Annotated in this window: 14 protein-coding genes; 7 read left to right on the top strand and 7 right to left on the bottom strand. The window is 59.1% G+C overall.

Features of this window, described 5'->3' with window-relative positions; all coding sequences use genetic code 11:
* The first annotated feature begins 86 nt into the window (after nt 1–86).
* Complete coding sequence (locus ACFPN1_RS12210) at nt 87–503, top strand: ExbD/TolR family protein (protein ID WP_386755308.1); 417 nt, start codon at nt 87–89, stop codon at nt 501–503.
* Nucleotides 504–648: 145 nt separating this feature from the next.
* Here the strand turns inward: ACFPN1_RS12210 and ACFPN1_RS12205 are convergent, their stop codons facing one another.
* The 3 genes from ACFPN1_RS12205 to cls all read right to left on the bottom strand — a co-directional run bounded on the left by ACFPN1_RS12205 (nt 649) and on the right by cls (nt 3,291).
* Nucleotides 649–1,410 carry a pyridoxine 5'-phosphate synthase gene (locus ACFPN1_RS12205; RefSeq protein WP_386755306.1) on the bottom strand — a complete coding sequence of 254 codons (762 nt, stop codon included), beginning with the start codon at nt 1,408–1,410 and terminating at the stop codon, nt 649–651.
* Nucleotides 1,411–1,471: 61 nt separating this feature from the next.
* Nucleotides 1,472–1,729, bottom strand: a complete 258-nt coding sequence (locus ACFPN1_RS12200; RefSeq protein WP_386755305.1) for a hypothetical protein — start codon at nt 1,727–1,729, stop codon at nt 1,472–1,474.
* Between the two features lie 125 nt (nt 1,730–1,854).
* Nucleotides 1,855–3,291, bottom strand: coding sequence for a cardiolipin synthase (cls, locus tag ACFPN1_RS12195; RefSeq protein WP_386755304.1), 1,437 nt, complete (start codon nt 3,289–3,291; stop codon nt 1,855–1,857).
* A 156-nt stretch (nt 3,292–3,447) separates the two neighbouring features.
* Here cls and ACFPN1_RS12190 point away from each other — a divergent pair, with 156 nt between their 5' ends.
* The 5 genes from ACFPN1_RS12190 (at nt 3,448) to ACFPN1_RS12170 (ending at nt 9,544) form a co-directional block, all read left to right on the top strand.
* Nucleotides 3,448–3,714, top strand: coding sequence for a hypothetical protein (locus ACFPN1_RS12190; protein WP_386755303.1), 267 nt, complete (start codon nt 3,448–3,450; stop codon nt 3,712–3,714).
* Between the two features lie 100 nt (nt 3,715–3,814).
* Complete coding sequence (locus ACFPN1_RS12185; RefSeq protein WP_386755302.1) at nt 3,815–5,053, top strand: tyrosine-type recombinase/integrase; 1,239 nt, start codon at nt 3,815–3,817, stop codon at nt 5,051–5,053.
* Between the two features lie 659 nt (nt 5,054–5,712).
* Entirely contained in the window at nt 5,713–6,933 is a 1,221-nt protein-coding gene (locus ACFPN1_RS12180) for a hypothetical protein (protein WP_386755301.1), read from the top strand.
* A 561-nt stretch (nt 6,934–7,494) separates the two neighbouring features.
* Entirely contained in the window at nt 7,495–9,093 is a 1,599-nt protein-coding gene (locus ACFPN1_RS12175) for a hypothetical protein (protein WP_386755299.1), read from the top strand.
* 25 nt (nt 9,094–9,118) lie between these two features.
* A complete protein-coding gene (locus ACFPN1_RS12170) occupies nt 9,119–9,544 on the top strand; it encodes a hypothetical protein (protein ID WP_386755298.1) in 426 nt (141 codons plus the stop codon).
* 108 nt (nt 9,545–9,652) lie between these two features.
* Here the strand turns inward: ACFPN1_RS12170 and ACFPN1_RS12165 are convergent, their stop codons facing one another.
* The 4 genes from ACFPN1_RS12165 to ACFPN1_RS12150 form a co-directional block, all read right to left on the bottom strand.
* A complete protein-coding gene (locus ACFPN1_RS12165) occupies nt 9,653–10,741 on the bottom strand; it encodes a PA0069 family radical SAM protein (protein ID WP_386755296.1) in 1,089 nt (362 codons plus the stop codon).
* 517 nt (nt 10,742–11,258) lie between these two features.
* Nucleotides 11,259–14,228 (bottom strand): Eco57I restriction-modification methylase domain-containing protein, encoded by a 2,970-nt coding sequence (locus ACFPN1_RS12160; RefSeq protein WP_386755295.1) that lies wholly within the window; start codon nt 14,226–14,228, stop codon nt 11,259–11,261.
* Nucleotides 14,229–14,360: 132 nt separating this feature from the next.
* Nucleotides 14,361–15,485, bottom strand: coding sequence for an HNH endonuclease (locus ACFPN1_RS12155; protein ID WP_386755294.1), 1,125 nt, complete (start codon nt 15,483–15,485; stop codon nt 14,361–14,363).
* 41 nt (nt 15,486–15,526) lie between these two features.
* Nucleotides 15,527–16,402 carry a WYL domain-containing transcriptional factor gene (locus ACFPN1_RS12150; RefSeq protein ID WP_465262153.1) on the bottom strand — a complete coding sequence of 292 codons (876 nt, stop codon included), beginning with the start codon at nt 16,400–16,402 and terminating at the stop codon, nt 15,527–15,529.
* A 111-nt stretch (nt 16,403–16,513) separates the two neighbouring features.
* On the opposite strand from ACFPN1_RS12150, the gene ACFPN1_RS12145 reads away from it, so the two are divergent.
* The gene (locus ACFPN1_RS12145; protein ID WP_386755511.1) at nt 16,514–17,914 is read left to right on the top strand and encodes a Wadjet anti-phage system protein JetA family protein; all 1,401 of its coding nucleotides are present in this window, start codon (nt 16,514–16,516) and stop codon (nt 17,912–17,914) included.

Below are 17,914 nucleotides of genomic sequence, written 5' to 3'. Positions count from 1 at the left end.
TGAATCAGGCCTTTGGCGCTCACCAGCGCACCGCTGCCGCGATCACGCGGACAGCGGCCCATCAACGCAGGCAGAGGAGGGGGACCATGGCGACATCCTTGTTCGTGAGCGATACCCGTGGAACGACGCATCGGGCGATGGCGGAAATGAACATCACGCCGCTGGTCGACGTCATGCTGGTTCTGCTGATCATCTTCATGGTGGCGGCACCGATGGTGACGCGCTCGATCGACCTGGGGCTTCCGCAGGTGCCAACGGAGCTGGTTTCGGCCAAGCCGCCGCATGCGAGCCTGACCGTGCAGGCCGACGGCAGCGTCGCCCTCGATGGCGTCGTGCTGGGCGAGCCGGCGCTGGCCGCGGCATTGCAGGAGTTAGCGCGTCGCGCGCCCAACACGGTGCTCGACGTCCGGGTGAATGCCGACGCCGATTACCAAGCCTTCACCACCGCCGTGGCCGCGGCGCGGCACAGCGGCCTGGGCAACATCGCCCTGCAGCAGAAATAGGGCGCAATCGCACGGGCCGACGCAGTGTCGGCCCGTGCGCGCAGCCTGCCCGAAACGACACCGGCCATCTGCCGGGGACGTTCCCGGATCGGAAACCTCGCAACACCCGAACTCGCGCGCCGGCGGTCGCAGACCCGTTGGGCGATCAGACCGTGGCCAGGATCGCCAGATACCGGCGCACCGTCGCCTCCAGGCCCGCGTACAGGGCCTCGCCGATCAGGGCGTGCCCGATCGAAACTTCCTGGACGTTGGGCACCGCGGCGAGGAAGTCGCCGAGGTTGTCCTGGCTGAGGTCGTGGCCCGCGTTCACAGCCATCCCGGCGGTTTGCGCGCGTCGGGCGGCGGCGGCGAAACGCGCCAGCATCGGCGCCGCATCGCCCGCCGCATGCGCTTCCGCATACGGGCCGGTGTACAGCTCGATCCGGTCGGCGCCGATGGCCGCGGCCCGCCGCATGTCGTCGGGATCCTCACCGTCGGCGTCGGCAAACAGGCTGACCCGGCAGTGCATCGCCTTCAGTTGCGCCACCAGCGGCCGCAATGCCGTCGCATCGCGCGCGAAATCGAAGCCGTGGTCGGAGGTCAGCTGCGCATCGCCGTCGGGCACCAGGGTCGCCTGCGCCGGCCGCACCTGTTCGCACAGTGCGAGGAAGCCCGGATACCCCGCGCGCGGCGGCGCGAACGGATTGCCTTCCAGGTTGAATTCGACGCCGTATTCGCGGGTCAGCTCGGCCAGCGCGTACACGTCGTCGGCGCGGACATGGCGCGCGTCCGGGCGCGGATGCACGGTGATGCCATGCGCACCGGCGTCCAGGCACGCGCGTGCGGCGCGCACCACGTCGGGCTCGCGACCGCCGCGCGAATTGCGCAGCACCGCGATCTTGTTGACGTTGACGCTGAGGACGGTCATCGCCGCGGTACAGGCAAGTGCACGCAGGTCACTCGAACCCGCCGGGCGCACAGTGCTGTGTTCAACGCGCCGTATCGTTCTGCGCGGCGGCGAGCCGGCGCGCTTCGGCCTGTTCGCGCAGCCTGCGCAGTTCTTCCGGATCGAGCATCAGGGCTTCGTCGCGCGAACGGCTGCCGATGCGATCCGATGCCAGCTTCAGGACGAAGCCGAGGAACAGCACCAGCCCGGCCAGCAGGGCGAGGATGGTGACGACGGGCGAGGTGGCCGTGAGCGCGGCCCACAAGGCACCGAAGGCGAGCAGCAGTAACAACCAGGCCATTGGCCAACTCCACAGAGTGCTGCGCGCAAGTGTAGCGCGCGGCACCGGCGCCGGCCGCTGCGCCGGGCCGCCCCGTCCGGCCGCCGGTCGCGTCCGCCCCGCCTTGCGTCCGCCGGATGTGCCGGTCAGAGCAGGGGCGACACCAGGCGGGCCAGCGCCTCGGGCAGACGGGTTGCGAACAGCGGGCGCGCGCGCCCGATCTGCACCGGCACCGAGGCCGCGCACTCGCGCTCCATCAGCGCGGCCAGCTCGGCGCACAACGGCGCGCCGCCGAACATCAGCGACACCTCGAAATTCAGGCGGAAACTGCGGTGGTCGAAGTTGGCGCTGCCGATGATCGCGCGATCGTCGTCGCACAGCAGCGCCTTGGTATGCAGCATGCGCGGCCCGTATTCGTAGACCTTGACCCCCGCCGCCAGCAGTTCGTCGAAATACGAGCGCGCGGCGAGGGTGACCAGGCGGCTGTCGCTGCGCCGCGGCACCAGCAGGCGCACGTCCAGGCCGCCCAGCGCCGCCGAGGTCAACGCCATGCGCGCGGCCTCGCCGGGAACGAAGTAGGGCGTGGCGAGCCACACCCGCCGCTGCGCCGCGTGGATCGCGGCGACGTGCAGGCGATGGATGGCTTCCCACGACGAATCCGGCCCGGACACGATCACCTGCACCGGCACCTGCCCGCGGTGCGGCTGCGGCGAGGGCAGGGCGAGTGGCGCCTGCCCGGTGGCGTAGGCCCAGTCCTCGATGAAGACGAGCTGCAGCGAACCCACCACGTTGCCTTCCACGCGCAGATGCAGGTCGCGGTAGGCGTCGGCGCGCAGGCGCTCGTCTTCGGCGTCGGTGATGTTGATGCCGCCGGTGTAGGCGATGCGGCCGTCGATGACCACGATCTTGCGGTGACTGCGCAGGTTGAGCCACGGCCGCTTCCACACCTGACCGAACCGCGCCGGATGGAACCACGCCAGTTCGCCGCCCGCCGCCACCAGGTCGCGGAAGAAGCGCGCCGGCGTCTGACCCGAGCCGACCGCGTCCAGCAGCAGCCGCACCTTCACGCCGGCGCGCGCGCGCTCGACCAGTGCATCGCGCAGCGCGGCGCCGGTGCGGTCGGGATCGAAGATGTAGTACTCGAGGTGGATGTGTTCCTGCGCGGCGGCGACGTCGTGCAGCAGCGCCGCGTACTTCGCGCCGCCGTCGATCAGCAGGCGCGCAGCGGTCGCGGTGGTCGGCGGGAGCCCGGTGGTCGCCTGGCCCAGGCGCGCGAGTTCGAGCGCATCGGGACCGGGGTGCCAGCCCTCGGGCAGCGCCGGAAATTTCGCCCGTGCGCGTACGCGGCGCAGGCGCTGGCGATGGATGCGCTGCGGACCGAGCAGGTAGTAGATCAGGAAGCCGACGTAGGGCAGGGCGGCCAGGCTGACCAGCCAGCTCAGCGTCGCCACCGGCTCGCGCTTCTGCAGCACGATCCAGCCGCCCAGCCACAGCAGGTACACCGCCCAGGCGAGCGACAGATACAGGCGCAGGTGCGGCACGGCGAGCAGCGTGGTCCAGAACTCGCGCAGGGCGTCGGGCATGCGGCGTGGGGTCCTCGGCGTCGCGCGTTCGCGACGCGGCGAGCGTATCCCATGCCCGCGAGCGGCTCCGTGCCCCGTTCAGACGCGGCGGTTTGCCTGTTAGCAGTATTGCTAATACGCTTCGCCGCGAACCACGCGTGCCGGATCCCCGCAACCATGGAAGACGCCCGCAAACCCCAAGCCCCGATCAAAGGCCGCGGCGCGGCCTCGTACGTGCACGGCCGCTACGCCGTGACCACCACGCACGGCACCGACGACGGCTGGGGTTCGGTCTATGCCGACCAGGCCGAGGCGCCGCGTCCGGCCACCACCGTCACCGAGGAACAGGCGCGCAGCGTCGTCAGCCGCAATGATTCGCCCGACGTCGGCTTCGCCGCGTCGGTGAATCCCTACCGCGGCTGCGAGCACGTAATACGTACCTGAGGGAATCTGTTTACCAAAGAGGCTGTCCTCCTAGAAGAGGCCTAGACACCGGGCACATGCTCTGCTTAACGTCTGTCACCTCGTGAACAGATGAGTTGGCATGGACACTGAAGTGGTCGTCCATCGGATCGGTAGCAATAGCCCGCTTTGTCGGACGAGCAAATTCGCCCTGTTCCGTTGGCCTGAGATGACACTGATGGAGCAGCCGTCGTCGTACTTGGCTCATCTCGGTAGGCGCTCGCCATCAATAGCGACGAGTCGAAACAGCGCGTATGCGCTGTCGTATTGGTTCAACTTTTGCCGAGCTGCGGACATCGATTGGCAGCACTCGTCAATCGACGACTTGTACGACTACAAGACCGCGCTGGAGACAACTGTAAGCCAGAAGACCGGTGCGCGCCGGTCTGCTGGTACCTCGTATCAATACGTTGGGGCGGTCGTTGAGTTCTATGACTTTGCAGCCGGGAGGTGCTGGTACGCCGGAGACATCCGAAAGAGTGAAGCGCCTCAGCGAGCAATTCGTGCAGACCATGACAAATTAGCCCACACAAAAAGCGGGGCGCTGCCAACAAGGAAGCGTTCACCTATTGCGCAAAAACGCAATCGGTCGGGAACGATGATTAAGCCGCTGTCGATCGGCTCGCTGCAAAGACTTTTGTCCGAGATGGGACCAGATGCGAACGATGCGCCTGCAGGTTCTTCGGTCCGGAATCGACTTATAGCCGATTGGGGATGGGCAGTTGGGCTGCGAATTAGCGAGATACTTTCACTGCGAGCAGACCAATTCTCAGACTTGGTCGGTGACCCATCAGTCCCTTGGGTGCACTTTTCAATAGAAGTTCTCGGCAAGGGCAACAAACTAAGACGGGTTTCCGTTCCAAGCTGGCTGATAGAACACACGCAGATTTACGTACGCGGAGAGCGTCAGCGCTGTGTTGCGTTAGGAAGAACAAGCGAAGAGCGGCTCTTCGTCTCGACTGCAGATAGCAAGTCTCCAGGACAGGGCATTACACCGCGTCGTGTGGAAGCAATCTTTGGGGCAGCATGCTTGCGGGCAGGACTCTTCGTGAATGTACGTCGGCTAGACCCTGAAACGGGGCTGATGTGCCTCCGACAGGTTCCAGCTCACTGTGTCCATGATCTGAGGCACACCTACGCTGTTCTGACATATCACGCTGAGGTAACGCAGGGAAACAGTGAGCCGTGGAAGAAGATCCAAGCCCAACTCGGGCACTCGTCGCTAAAGACAACCACGGACATCTATCTCGAATACGTCAACGCGCATAACGACTTTCGCAACGCCTCCATTCGTGACCTTGTCGGACTGTCACGCAGGTGAAGCGTAAATCGGTCGGCACAAGCCTCGGTAAGCGCGTTAAAGCCGCTAAGGCAGAGAGTTTGTCCGTTGGCAGTATGTGCAGCGACTCGAAGTTGCCACGCAATCAGCTTCTTGAGCACGGCACCCTGCATCGAATAGATCGAGGAACTGTTAGTGCTCCATGCCTAAAGGTGATATTCCCGCTCAAGTCTGTTGGATCACACGCGATCGACCTGGGATTCGTAAGGCAATTCGAATCACTAGCCGAGCCAATCGCACAGGCATTTTTGATATGGGGCAGGGAACTAGAGCCCGGCACCAGAATGGAAACTGCAAGACAGCTACGCAGGGGATTCTTTAGATTCCTGGAGCAATACTATCCGAATGCTGCTTTAGCAGATTTTGATGAGGCACTGCTCTTCTCATTCATCAAATGGCTTGATTCCAGGAACGCCACTGGCGCTGTTCGCCACCCCTCAACGCGACGCCACACGTTGAGCTCGCTAAGAAAGCTCCTATCGTCTCTCGTGGGGCATCCGAGGTGGGGACATGAAGTTGAGAGGGTGCTGGAACTATTCCCTGAGCGCCAATACCGGATGTCCGGCCGAAAATCCGTACCGCGGCAGCGCTTAAGGCGCGAACACCTTGAATCGATCGACGTCGCGGCGCAACGAGACGCAATGGAAATACGTGCCCGCATTGATAAAGGGGTCAGTCTCATAGAGGAGGGCCGCAAAGCGATAAAGGACGGCAATCTAGACTTCAGCAATCTAGCTGTGCATTTGGCAGAGATCACCACGCGTTACCCGAACACGCTGCCGAACTATAAGCAACTGAAGGTCGAAGCACCTGACCTCTATGAGTGGGCCTATAGGAGCAACAAAGGCAACAACGGATTTGGACTCGTGTATCTGGGGAGCCTTCTCTACGCGTCGCCCAGGGATCTCGTGCCCTTTGTCCTCCTCATCGCAATCGAGGGAGGATTCAACGCGGAATCACTGCTCAATATAGAAATTAGCGACGTTGCTGTAGTTGACAGAATGGGAGTTCCGGCTGTTCGCGTAAGTCCAAGAAAGAGGAGGGCCAAGGACGACCCAGTTAAATACCTTGATCCAGAATGGGTACTTCCCTGGTTCGAGACCTTGGAACTGTTAACGCAACGTTTGCGAGCCGAGCTCCCCGTTGCAGAAAGAGAAAGACTATTCGTTTATGCCCAAAGATGGGGAGAAAGAAGATCCGCGAAAACATTTACGGGAGAGCTTAGACGAGAAGGCCCAAATGCTTGGGCACAAGCTCTTAGAAGCTTCATAAGAGATTACAACCTTGAGCCATTTACGCTAAGCCAGATTCGCCCAACTGAAGCGGATGAAGTGGGCCAAGCACATGGGTCGCTGGTTGCTTCCCAAGCCATGAACCATGCCAGCTTCAACACAACTGAAGCGAGCTATCTGTCTTCCGGAACACGATCGAGGGAAGCCGAACAGCTGAGCCTGGTCGTGGATCAGATGAAGCGGTGGGTGGACACGGCTGGTGTGATTGATACTCGCCGGTCAACTAGAACTGACCACATGGACAAGGGTTCGGCCACGCCGGGTTATCACTGTGCCGACCCATACGATAGTCCACGTCCTGGCCAACGAAAGGATCGTCTTTGCAGAGCTTATGGAGAATGTCCGTCTTGTCATCTCGCTTCAACTGATCACAAAGACCCGGTTAGCGTCGCCTACTACGTCGCGTTGGGTGACGCCATCGTGAGGGGAAAAGAAAACATGTCAGCGCAAGCATGGGTGACGAAGTGGCAACCCATATTGATAGATCTGAACGGACAAATTGACCACATCTCGCAACCGGTATTGCGAGAATCACAGCGTTTTAGGGTGATTCTCCCTGCTGTCGGGTAGGTATAAATGCAAACCGCGGAAATAATTAAAGGAAACGCGGCTAATCCGCTGCACAGGTGGCCAGCGAAAAATTTACTAGACGTCTGGATCTCCAGTAGGAGTCAGTGGAGGGATAGCCGTTGGTACCTCGATGACCCGACGCATGGTTCGACAAATCGAAGAGTCGCTAAATGGGACATTGAGCTAGAAGATGGCGACAGCCTGATGGAAGCCCGCTACGAGCAAATGCTCGACTGGCTACGTCGCTTCGTCTGGACAATGCATGCCGCCCCTGGGAGGCGGGCCGCCGCGGTCAAGCCCGCCACCATTAGCAGCTACTCGGCGGGCCTAGCGATTCTGGTCCCATGGATGGTCGACCATCGCGTCTTCTTGCCACACGAACTAACGCGTGATGTCCTGAGCGCATACCTCGAAGACTTGCCGGCAATCCTTGCTATCAGGAGTAGTCGGAGGGGCGAAGAAGGGCCACGAGTATCTGTAAGCACGGCATATGTGGCGGTTAATGTCGTGTACGCAATTTGGCGCCAGAGGAAGGTACTCGAAGAAGCAGGAATACGCCCCATGCCCGAAAAGCCATGGGGCGAGTACAAGGGCGCCCATTCCATTGCGACTCAGATTGCAACGGAGGAGCTTGGGTGGATTCAACCGCTGCCTGACGAAGTAGCAGTGCCGCTTCTAAATCGTGCCACTTGGTTTCTACACACGCCGGCGAGTGACCTCTTAGAACTCCAGGCCGAAATGGAGGCAGCGTATTATCGCCTTCCCGGACGCCATCCAAATGGTAATGGAACAAGTGAGTCTGCCCGAGAGCACCGTCAGAGCAAGATCTGTAAAGAATGGCGGTTCAGTGTGTTCGAAGGAGACGAGCGCTCATGGCACCCGCCTTTAGCTGCCTGTGCCACGGCACCCACGCAAAGAGCACTTCGCCTGATCAAGTCGTTGCAATCCGCGGCGATGCTGACTATCCAGGGCTTTACCGGTTTACGAGTAAGCGAGCTTTGTGGTCTGCCCGCAGGAGTTGATCCTCACACCGGGTTACCCCATTGCGTCGAGTGCAAGCTTAGCGCGAGTGGCCTGCATGAAATCTTTGTTCTGAAAACCGAGTTAAGCAAGACAGAGGAAACGCCGAGGGATACGTGCTGGCAGATCGGCCTAAGGCCGGTTGGATCCGAAGAGCTCCCAATTCCAGTGCGAGCCATTATCATCCTTGACGAGTTGCTTGCTCCATACAGACGGCTCATTAACTCCAAGCAACTGCTGGTTTCGCTACGAGCATCGAGAGGATTGCCAAAGACTCCGAGCGGTGTTGAGAAAATCACCCGTGATCGCGTACTCGCAATGTACAAAGACTTTGTTGAGGAATGGGTCGATTTATCGGAGCTTCCGGAGGAATCAGCGCATCCCACTCAGAGCCTAGACCTCAAGGATTGGCGAGAATCCAAGGGTCGAATTTTAACAACGCATCAACTTAGAAAGACCTTTGCGTTGTATGTCCTCTCTGTGGATCCACGTTTGTTGCCAGCGATAAAAAGGCAGTTCCAGCACGTATCTCTGGCTATGACCGAATCCGGGTACTGGGGAGGAAATCCTAACCAGGTCGAACCCGTTCATTCGGTCTCAGCACAACAAACGGCGTTGATCATGTACGAGCTGGCGACCGGCCGAAAGAAGATCGCAGGCCAAGCATCGGAACGTCTTGAAGTAGGTGCTAGTCAGCTCAAGAAGCTTGTCGAAGGCCTCAGCCTGGAACAGGGGTGGCGCAAGGCAGTCAGATGGGTGCGAGATAACGACATCCATAGCGGCTTTTCGTTCTACGGCGGATGTTTGCCACTCGCCACAAGCGAGATGGAATGCTGGAAAAGAACCGGCGCCAAGCCCCTCGGGCATCAGAATCCGAATTACCTCACGAGAGATCAGGGGGTTTGCTCTGGATGCAGGTGCTTCTGGATGGATGCCAGGCACGTGCCAAAATGGGAGCAACGGTATGTGGAGAATGAGACTGCATTCCGACTTGCCGAGAGCCGGGGCGACACGGCGTCATTTCGGAGAATACGAGAGCGAGCTAGACAAGCAGCTGCGCTCCTTCGAAGCATAGATTTTGATCTCTCAAGCGCTGAGCAAAAAATCAAAGAGGAATTAGTCCGTGGCAACGCCATCTAAGAGGCTGGGTCGTGCGCCTCGATCCGTGCTCGAACAGGACTTCAATGCAGCGATCGATCGACTGCTCGCTGGAAAACCACGCAACAGGAAGCTTCGTGATCTGGCTGACTCAGGACGACTCTCGATCACGTTCGCAAACGTGGCACTAGAAGCAGAGAGATCCCGATCTCTTATCGCACACAAGAACTGTGCATATCAGGAAGTAAGGTCACGCATAGTCGCGCTAATGGAGAGCGCCTCCCGTGCAGACGGGAATACCACTCAAGACAAGATCGCCAAGTTGCGCTTGGAAGTTGCGCACCTTAAAGAGCAGCTCGCCGCAGCACTGGACGTGCAGGTCGAGAGTTTACTTGCCAGAGAAAGGGCCGAAAGAGAAGCGAACAAATGGCGTCAAGCTTTCAAAAGACTGAAGGATGATGTCAAAGGAATTGCGGTTCTCCGAAACGCCTAGACGTTCAGCCCGATGGTGAAGAGCCGGAGCTGATCAACGTCTCGTTTCGGCCTCCGCCGAATGCGATTCCTCCTACGTATCTGCAAAAAAACAGACCCGAGTCGAACCTCAGAATAGTTCCCCCTGAGCCGACAGAGCTCGCGGCGGAATGAATCGACTCGTATCAAGGGGTGGTAAGCGACCAAAGCCGAGTCGAGCATGAGCTTTTGCAAACCGTTGCTGAATCAATTGCGCAAATGGGCCCTCGCCACGCATGCGCTTGCCAAAGGTACTGTCGTAATCCTTCCCGCCGCGCATCTGTTGAATCAGGCTCATCACGTGTGCGGCCCGATCCGGATAATGCAATTCCAGCCATTCGCGCCAAACTTGCTTTAGCTCGTGTGGAAGACGTAGCAGTACGTAGCCAGCAGCACGGGCGCCATGCTCGTACGCGGCCTCGAGGATGTGCTCAAGTTCGCAATCATTGATCATCGGGATCATCGGCGCGGCCATGACGCCAACGGGGACGCCAGCTTGATGCAGCGCCTTCATAGCGCGCAGCTTCGCATGCGGAGCAGAAGCTCTCGGCTCCATCTTCGCGGCGAGCCGATTCTCCAGCGTAGTAACGGAAAAATACACATTGACCAAGCGGTCGCGCGCCATCGCAGCCAGCAAATCGATGTCGCGTTCTATGAGAGCGCTCTTGGTAATAAAGCTCAATGGATGCCGCGTCTCAGCCAAGACTTCAAGGCATTGCCGTGTGATGCGATAACGGCGTTCAATCGGCTGGTATGCGTCGGTGTTAATGCCGAGCGCTATCGGTGTGCAGCGGTACGACGGGCGCGATAGCTCGACGCGCAGCCGCTCGGCGGCGTTAGTCTTAGCAAAAAGCTTTGTCTCGAAATCGAGACCAGGCGACAAATCGAGATAAGCGTGAGATGGCCGAGCAAAACAATAGACGCATCCGTGCTCACATCCTCTAAACGGGTTAACAGACTGTGCGAAGCCAACATCAGGCGAGTCGTTCCGGCTAATGATGCTCTTGGCAGTCTCCTCGGTTACGACCGTGCGCGGCCGCAACGATTCGGGTCCTTGATCTTCATACACGGAGCCCCAGCCGTCATCGACCCCATGGGTGGTCGTTACTGAATAACGACCATGAACATAGGAAGCAGCGCCACGGCCCTTTATGGGTGCTTTCGGCTTGTGAGCGTCCATGCGTCTATCCAGCAGCTTCTTGCACGTCGCCGGAGCTCTCGCCGGACGTAACTTTGCCGAGAGCATCGGCCAGTCGCACGTGCTCGACTTGGTAGGGCCCCTTCCCTCCCTCCAGCTCCACCAATGCAAGCCCAGCCCAGACGAATGCAGGCCCAGCGGTCTTCATGCGAAGTCGCTCCTGAGACCTGAGTAGGACTTCCACGGTCGATCCTTTCGGGCAGCACTGATTAAAACGTCGGGCGGCGTCTAGGCAATTCATGGCATGCATGGCTCATTAGCAATAATACTAATAGCCTACCTGTGGCCAGACAAGCGCCGCGCCGCGTCGCCTGCTTGGAGCGCCTATTCATTCCCTTGTTAGTCGCTACCCGGGCGGGCAGCGGCCACCCGGCGGGTATTAGCCAAGGTCCCGTCGAGTGAGCGACGCTGAAAGGCCTCCGGGCTAGCAGCTATTTGGCGTAGCGGAGAGGCCAGACGGATACCAAGCGCGAGTTGCCGAAGACGCATCCTGCGTGTTTCAGCCCTCTATCAGGGTGACTTCCTCGTCGGTCAGATCGTAGAGCTGGTAGACGAGTCGGTTGATCTCGTTCTCCAGTGCCTTGCACTTGCGCTCGGCGACTGCTTTCGCGCTGCCGGTGGCATCAGCTTCCTGCTGCTTGGCAACTATTAGCGCTTCGACTCTCTCGACGATGAGGTCATGGCGCCTCTTTTCACCTTCGTTGCCTGGAATCAGCAACGGGAGCGACTCGATTTCGTTCGTACCGACATTGTTGTTAGTACTAGTCAGTTTGAATCGCCATTGCATCAGGCGAGAGTTCAAGATAGCAAGGATGTACTTGGGTTTAATCGGTGACGTTTCGTCAACGACGATCGAGTTTGTCGAGTCCGCAAAGTAGGCCGGCACGGGCGCGACGGCTGCTACCAACCGCAGTCTCTCGTCAACGCCCGTGATTCGCTGGGTGGCGATTCGTTGTTGTCTGACAATCGGCTTTGCCTTCGCCTCTTTCAAATAAGCGGCTTCGTCAAACCATTCTTGCTGGCCTTGCGAACGATCGGTACGAATTCGATATTGAGCAACCTCGACGCCCTTAAGAAGGCGCGCGTGCTTGGGACTGCTGGTTATGAACCTTCTGTAGTTTGTCTGGTTGATCTCACCGCGAGTAACTTTAACGCCAGTCGCATCGCCGAACCGGACCACACTGGGGTTGTTATGAATCTTTCGACAGAGACTCCATTGCTCTCCGCTGACTAGCGGAATAGGACAGTTTTCAGGATCAAGAAGCTTGATGTCTTCCATTAGAAGCGTCGAGCTACGAGGGACGTCGTCGAAAGAATTCCAGGGGTAAACACGAATATTGACATCACCGTCAAGTGTTACGTTGGCCGATGAGACTTGACCGGTGTAGACCATGGTGGACAGCTTTGCGTCTCGGAAAACGCGCTTAGACGCGTTGTCCTTCTGAGGGAAACAGTCGATATCCACAGGGCGCAGCTGATTAATCATGTACGCCCTCGTCGCCGCACAACTAATGTCTGCAAGTAGAGACAATGGGACGATCAGGCCAGTTCGACCGCCATCTTTAAGGAGCTTGATAGTACGCACGACGAAGAAACGGTACATGTTCCGCTTTCCGCCAAGTGCAGAATCGTAAAAGTCAGTCGTTTTGATGGCATCGATGAAGGCCTGGTGCGGCCAAGAGGCTTCACTTCGCTCTTTTTCGACGACTTCGTATGGAGGATTGCCAACAATGGAGTCGAATCCGCCAGCCCTCATCACTGCAGGGAATTCGTCCTCGTAGTTCATCGGATTGAGGCGCTGCTCGTCCTCATTGCTCAGCCCGGCCGGCCCCGCCACGTCCCAACCGATCAGACTGTTGCCGCATTTGATGTTGCCGCTTAGGTCAGGGAGCAGCCTCTTCAGATTCGTATCGCGTCCATAGTCCAGTTGATACTGCCGCGCACTGGTGGCGCGTTCGTCCTCCAGTAGTTTCAGGAACAGCGACAGCTGAGCCACCTCCACTGCCTGCCGATCCAGATCCACGCCGTATACATTGTTTAACAGGATGGCTCGCCGTTGCGCCAACGATAGGCGCCAGTGCTCGTCCTCGGTTTTGACGCAGCCGTCCTTTTTCGCCTGCTTGTCGTTCTCCGGTCGGTTGTACCAGTCGGCGTGATACCGCAGCAGTTCGTCGTATATGCCCAGCAGGAAGCTGCCGGATCCGCACGCGATGTCGGCGAAACGCAATTTGGCGATTTCTGCCGGCGTCTTCCCGGTGATTTGCTTGCCGACCGTGTTTGCCACGATGTACCGCACGATGTATTCCGGCGTGTAGTAGACGCCGCCGGCTTTGCGGACCTCCGGCTTCTCCTCAACCACCGCTCGCTTCTCGGTAGCGCGGATGACGCTGCCGAGGAATCGCTCGTAGATGCTGCCCAAGATGTGGATGGGGATGGCGTCGAAGTTGTAGGGACTGTTCTCCGCGGAAAGTCGTTCGCAGATGTCGGCAATCACGCCGTTATCGACGTTAAAGCCTGGATCATCAAGGACATCAAGGGGCTTGAACACGATGCCGTTGTAGATGTTGTCCAGGCGGCGGCTGGCGGCACGGAAGTCATCCCACGCGCCCTTGCCCTTGCCGAAGTCTGATAGGCGGATGTCGGTCTCAATTTGCTTGTCTTCAAGGAAGCGTAGGAATACCAGCCGGTCCAAGGTGCGCTGCACGATCTCGGTGAGTGTGGCCGAATCAAGCGACTGGTCCGCCTTCTTGAAGGCCTTGGCTAGCGCTTCGCGGTGATCGCTCAATTCCTCCAGGAAGCTGTCGTCGACCGGCTGGTACCCGCCCTTGAATAGTCCCCTCTGTTTGGCGCCACCCCTGGGCTTGGGCAACTCATCGATGCGGCGCTGATAGGAGCCGTCTAGGTGCGCCTGGCGCGAGAACAGCCAGTAGAACTCGGCGAACTTCGCGGAATCACGGAACTCGGTGTAGTGCCAACTTTTGTAAGTCTGATCGAGAGCGGTGTCGGGATGCGGGCGACGCCGGCAGTCAAGAACACGGATCTGCTCGAAATCTGTCAGCACCGCCAAAGGCGCTTTGGCGCTGTACCCATAGCGCAGGGTTTGAAAGTGCGCGTCGGCACTTCTATTTAGGTCGACGCTGGGCTTCTTGGCTTCGACATAGAAACGCACGTCACGGAAATTCGGCGCGAGGTGGAAGGCGTAGTCAGCGCGCTTCTGGCTGCGTGCATCATGCACGCTGAGGCCGCGCTCGACCTTGACTTCCTGTTCGTAAGGGTTGTGCTCGCGTTCGTGGTCGACGTCCCAGCCGAGTGCCTTAAACAAGGGGTCGATAAAGTCCTTGCGGGCTTCGGCTTCCTGATAGTTCGGAAGCAGGTACTTCTCCCTGGCATATCTCTCAAAGCGATCGATCAGGTCGCAGACACGGGCGTGCGAAACGAGAAATTCGGCGTTATCGGTCGGTTGGTTCATGGCCTGATTGTGACGTGGTGATGCCTGATGGGCTAGTTGACTTCGAGCTACGCCAATGCCCCTGGCTGAGTATCAGTGTGCTAACGAACGTTCCACCTGTTCGACGTGCGAAGTTCAAGACCTGAGACATAATTACCTTGCAAACTGCCCATAATGGGAAGCGATCTCCTCGTCGACCTCGACCCTGATTCCGTCGTCGGAAATCCGCAGGAGGCCAGCGTCGTAAAGTCGATGGACATCGCGGCGCAAAAGCCATCCATCTCCCGCGCGGTTATGCCCTTGGCGCCAATCACGGCCATGGCGATGAGCGGCGTCGAGCGCGGCATCTATGTCGCACCCAGTAACGATGCATCGACCACCGGACGCAATGAAGAGTCGATTTCGGAAAGCCTGCTGCTCGGGCCGGGTCGCTACAAGAGCAAACCGCTGTGCGCGTTGACGCAGGCTATCGTCAGGAGCAGAGGAGAGCTGATCGCCTTCCTCCGGCGCACCCCAGAACGCATAGCAGGCTTCGCGTTCCTGGGCATCATCGCGTCTGAATTCCTTGTAGAACCCGTCAGCGCAACGTCCAGTTTCCGGTCTCACGATTAGGGAGGTGAGTACGGGCTCGCCGGCTTCGACGCATTCGCGACCAAGGGCCCGTAGCGCGTTGGTCATGCCAAGGGTGCCCAAACCCAATGGGGTGCGGGCTTCCTCGTTGGTGTACGTGCGTCGCGTCTTCGCCAAATCAATCAGGAGGTTCCGAAGCGCAGGAAGCTTGCTGGCCGTCGGCCCAAGCTTCTTCCCCGGCCCCTCCATAGACTTCGCCTTCGCAATGGTTGGGAAAGCGCCGGAAGCGGGAAGTAACCGATGATTGACCGCGTGCTTCTCCAGTTTGGAAACAGAGACCGGCTCGCCCAACTCGGCCCAGATGGAGCCATCCGCGGCCTCATCAAGGGCAACAATTTCGCGAACGTATTCCCGATTGAAGTCTTTCACCTGGCGCGGGACAGCGTTGACATCCGTGGCGGTCAGGACCAGCGCGTAACCTGCAATGCCGCCGCTCCACAGAAGTCGCAGGTGATCAACGCGCTCCCAGAAGCCATTTGCTCGCTTGGACTGCAGTTCCCGCACTGCGGGAGGGCCTAGCACCATCACGCGCTCTGAGACTATCTCGTCAGCCCATATACGTAACAGGATGCCGCGCGGGCTCAATGCTCCCCAGCTATTACGCACATTATTCAGTGGAAACCCAAGCGCATCGAAGTGCGCGCTCATCGATAAAGACGTTTCCCCCATATTCCCCACTTCGGCTCTCCCTAGTTTGATTGCTGACGATCGTCATCCGGCATCAGCCAAGGCATCAGCGCCTCCGGCTCATCAACGCAGAGCTGATACTCTGGCGGAAATTGCTTGGCTGGGTTCGTGGCGCAGCGAAGGTCGTGCAAGGTGTAATGAAGAAGTGCAGCTCGCACTCTTATGCGCTGAGCCGCGGTTCCCTTGAAATATTCACCACGGATCACCTGCTTTTGGGCGGCTGACAATTTGGGGTGCGGGACAACGCGAACATCCACCTTCGTTTGCCAGGCGGAATCGTTACTAGGATCTGCTTCCGGAGGCCGCTTCTCCTGCTGCACCACAACCGATCGAAGTCGAGAAATGGCTAGATCACGGAACTCGCCTTGAGCGTTGTCAGCGCCAGCAGGCAGCAAATACACGCGTGCATGCCATCGGCGTCCAGCCTCAACCAGGGCGTGGGGATAGAACCGCTTGGTGGTCGGTTCCGGATGGACCATGGATGCATGAGTTGCCTTCACGCCAACCCCTTCCCTGGCGGCGCGATGGAGCTTGGCGAACACCGCTCGATCCAGCTCCCCCAATCTCAGATGGGTGCTATGGACTATTCCATCGGCACCGTCGCCGGTGATCAAAGCCAAATATTCTTCGACCACCCCTTCGGTGAGGAGCGGCTTGAAGTCTGGTCCGGCGAGGTACCCCCGGACTGAGTTGGAGTAAGAGACGCCCTGTCCGTTGAGCTCGGAATATTTGTTCAGAAGCCGGCTGACAGTAGTGAAATGGAGGTCGAAAACCTGCCGGACCCGTTCATTGGTCACCATTCCCTCCCACAGGAGGAGGGTTTCGATGGCCCGGAGGGACTCGGGACTCTTGTCAGGGTTTGGGGGGGTACGGGCCATTTGTACGATATAGCATAAGCGCTATCATAGCATTTATGCTATAGAAGCAAAAAGCGATATGGCCCAAAAGAGGGGATGGTGCTAGCGGCTCAAATGCCACCTTTGTTTGACGTGCTGCCTAAGGAGCTCTTCAGGCCCCTGGCGTCGGCCAACCGTGAGCACTATTGGCGGCTGCTCACCTCAGTGTATGCCCAGTTCTTCGGCCCGGACGCAGACCTGCCCCCGGCGAATGGGTGGGAGCGCCGACTCATCGTCCAGTCGATCGAGACCTACCTCGAGAACGACGACCCTTGGGTAGAAGAAGACGAGGAGCCACAGGACAGCCCACTCAACGTACGAGCCAATATGTATCTACAACGGCTCGCGAAATACGGGTGGTTTCAGGAGGAACTGGTAGGCCTCTCCCGAACGATCTCCATGCCACCGGCGGTCTCCCGGTTCATGGCGACTTTGATCAATTTCGCGGAAGAAACGCCCGGCGCCGTAGGCGCGAAGATGCGATCCATCGAGGATGCGCTCAAACGCGTGATGGATCCGGCCAGCAAAAGCCCTGGTGACGACCTGGATCTGGCGGCGAAGCAGGCGAGGGACTTGGTGACGTCCATGTCTTCCATGAGCCTGCGGGTGCGCAACCTGATGCGCGAGCTTTCCCGTCAGGAAACGACCGCTGCCGCTATCCAGAAGATCTTCGAGGAGTACATCCAACGACTGTATTTGTCCGACTACACCCTGCTCGCCGGAGCGGATCATCCCCTTGCACGCAAATCCGACGTGCTCACGCTTGCCCAGGAGATTGCGTACACGGAGCCACGTGACCGGCTTATCACGTGGTACGCGGAGCGCACCTATGGGGGCGTAGAGGAAAAGGCGACGGCTCACTTTGAGCGGGCGATCCAGCGCCTGTTTGATCTTCGACGCCTGCAGGACTACCTCGATCGTCTGGAGCTGGATATCCGGAACATGCATCGGCGCATGCTCGCCTTGATCGACTATCGCCTGCGTGCGCCCAGCCACTTGGAAGTCCGCATCAAGCGTGCGATCGCCGGTGTTCTGGATGCTGAAAACTTCGATGTGGCAGTCCCTGCCGGACCGGGTCAGCTCCTTACCGCAGAAGGTCTGTACGTGCCGCGGGTAAAGCGGCCGCCCATCCCCCGTTGCGCGGATGAGAGGCGCGAACTGGCGCCGCATCAGGAAGCCAAAATGCGGCTCTATCAACGAGCCAGAGACGCGCGTACCGCGATGCCAAGCGAGGTTCGGGTGTACCTCCGAGCTGCCATGGGCAGTCAGCGGCAGATCAGGGCTTCGCAGCTACCGATTACCTCGATCAAGCAATTCCGAATCGTTCAAACGCTCTCGACCTACGCACAAGAAGCAATTACGAGGCAAACGAAAAATCACGGAGCTGGCGAAAGCCAAAAGCTGCCGGACTATCGGTTTTCCTCTGCAGGAGCGGATCGGTTAGACGGCACGCACCTGGACGTCCCCGACTTCATCATCAGCAGGACGAAATGA

The sequence above is a fragment of the Lysobacter yangpyeongensis genome, from assembly GCF_042655745.1.
Taxonomy (GTDB): domain Bacteria; phylum Pseudomonadota; class Gammaproteobacteria; order Xanthomonadales; family Xanthomonadaceae; genus Agrilutibacter; species Agrilutibacter yangpyeongensis.
This window is presented reverse-complemented; position numbering and strand designations above follow the sequence as displayed.

Coding starts and splice junctions, on each gene's coding strand:
- cls (WP_386755304.1), bottom strand. CDS start 3,291: ATGCCCGACGCCCTGCGCGAGTTCTGGACCACGCTGCTCGCCGTGCCG.
- ACFPN1_RS12175 (WP_386755299.1), top strand. CDS start 7,495: ATGCCCGAAAAGCCATGGGGCGAGTACAAGGGCGCCCATTCCATTGCG.
- ACFPN1_RS12150 (WP_465262153.1), bottom strand. CDS start 16,402: ATGGCCCGTACCCCCCCAAACCCTGACAAGAGTCCCGAGTCCCTCCGG.
- ACFPN1_RS12165 (WP_386755296.1), bottom strand. CDS start 10,741: ATGGACGCTCACAAGCCGAAAGCACCCATAAAGGGCCGTGGCGCTGCT.
- ACFPN1_RS12200 (WP_386755305.1), bottom strand. CDS start 1,729: ATGGCCTGGTTGTTACTGCTGCTCGCCTTCGGTGCCTTGTGGGCCGCG.
- ACFPN1_RS12155 (WP_386755294.1), bottom strand. CDS start 15,485: ATGAGCGCGCACTTCGATGCGCTTGGGTTTCCACTGAATAATGTGCGT.
- ACFPN1_RS12210 (WP_386755308.1), top strand. CDS start 87: ATGGCGACATCCTTGTTCGTGAGCGATACCCGTGGAACGACGCATCGG.
- ACFPN1_RS12185 (WP_386755302.1), top strand. CDS start 3,815: ATGGACACTGAAGTGGTCGTCCATCGGATCGGTAGCAATAGCCCGCTT.
- ACFPN1_RS12180 (WP_386755301.1), top strand. CDS start 5,713: ATGGAAATACGTGCCCGCATTGATAAAGGGGTCAGTCTCATAGAGGAG.
- ACFPN1_RS12160 (WP_386755295.1), bottom strand. CDS start 14,228: ATGAACCAACCGACCGATAACGCCGAATTTCTCGTTTCGCACGCCCGT.
- ACFPN1_RS12205 (WP_386755306.1), bottom strand. CDS start 1,410: ATGACCGTCCTCAGCGTCAACGTCAACAAGATCGCGGTGCTGCGCAAT.
- ACFPN1_RS12190 (WP_386755303.1), top strand. CDS start 3,448: ATGGAAGACGCCCGCAAACCCCAAGCCCCGATCAAAGGCCGCGGCGCG.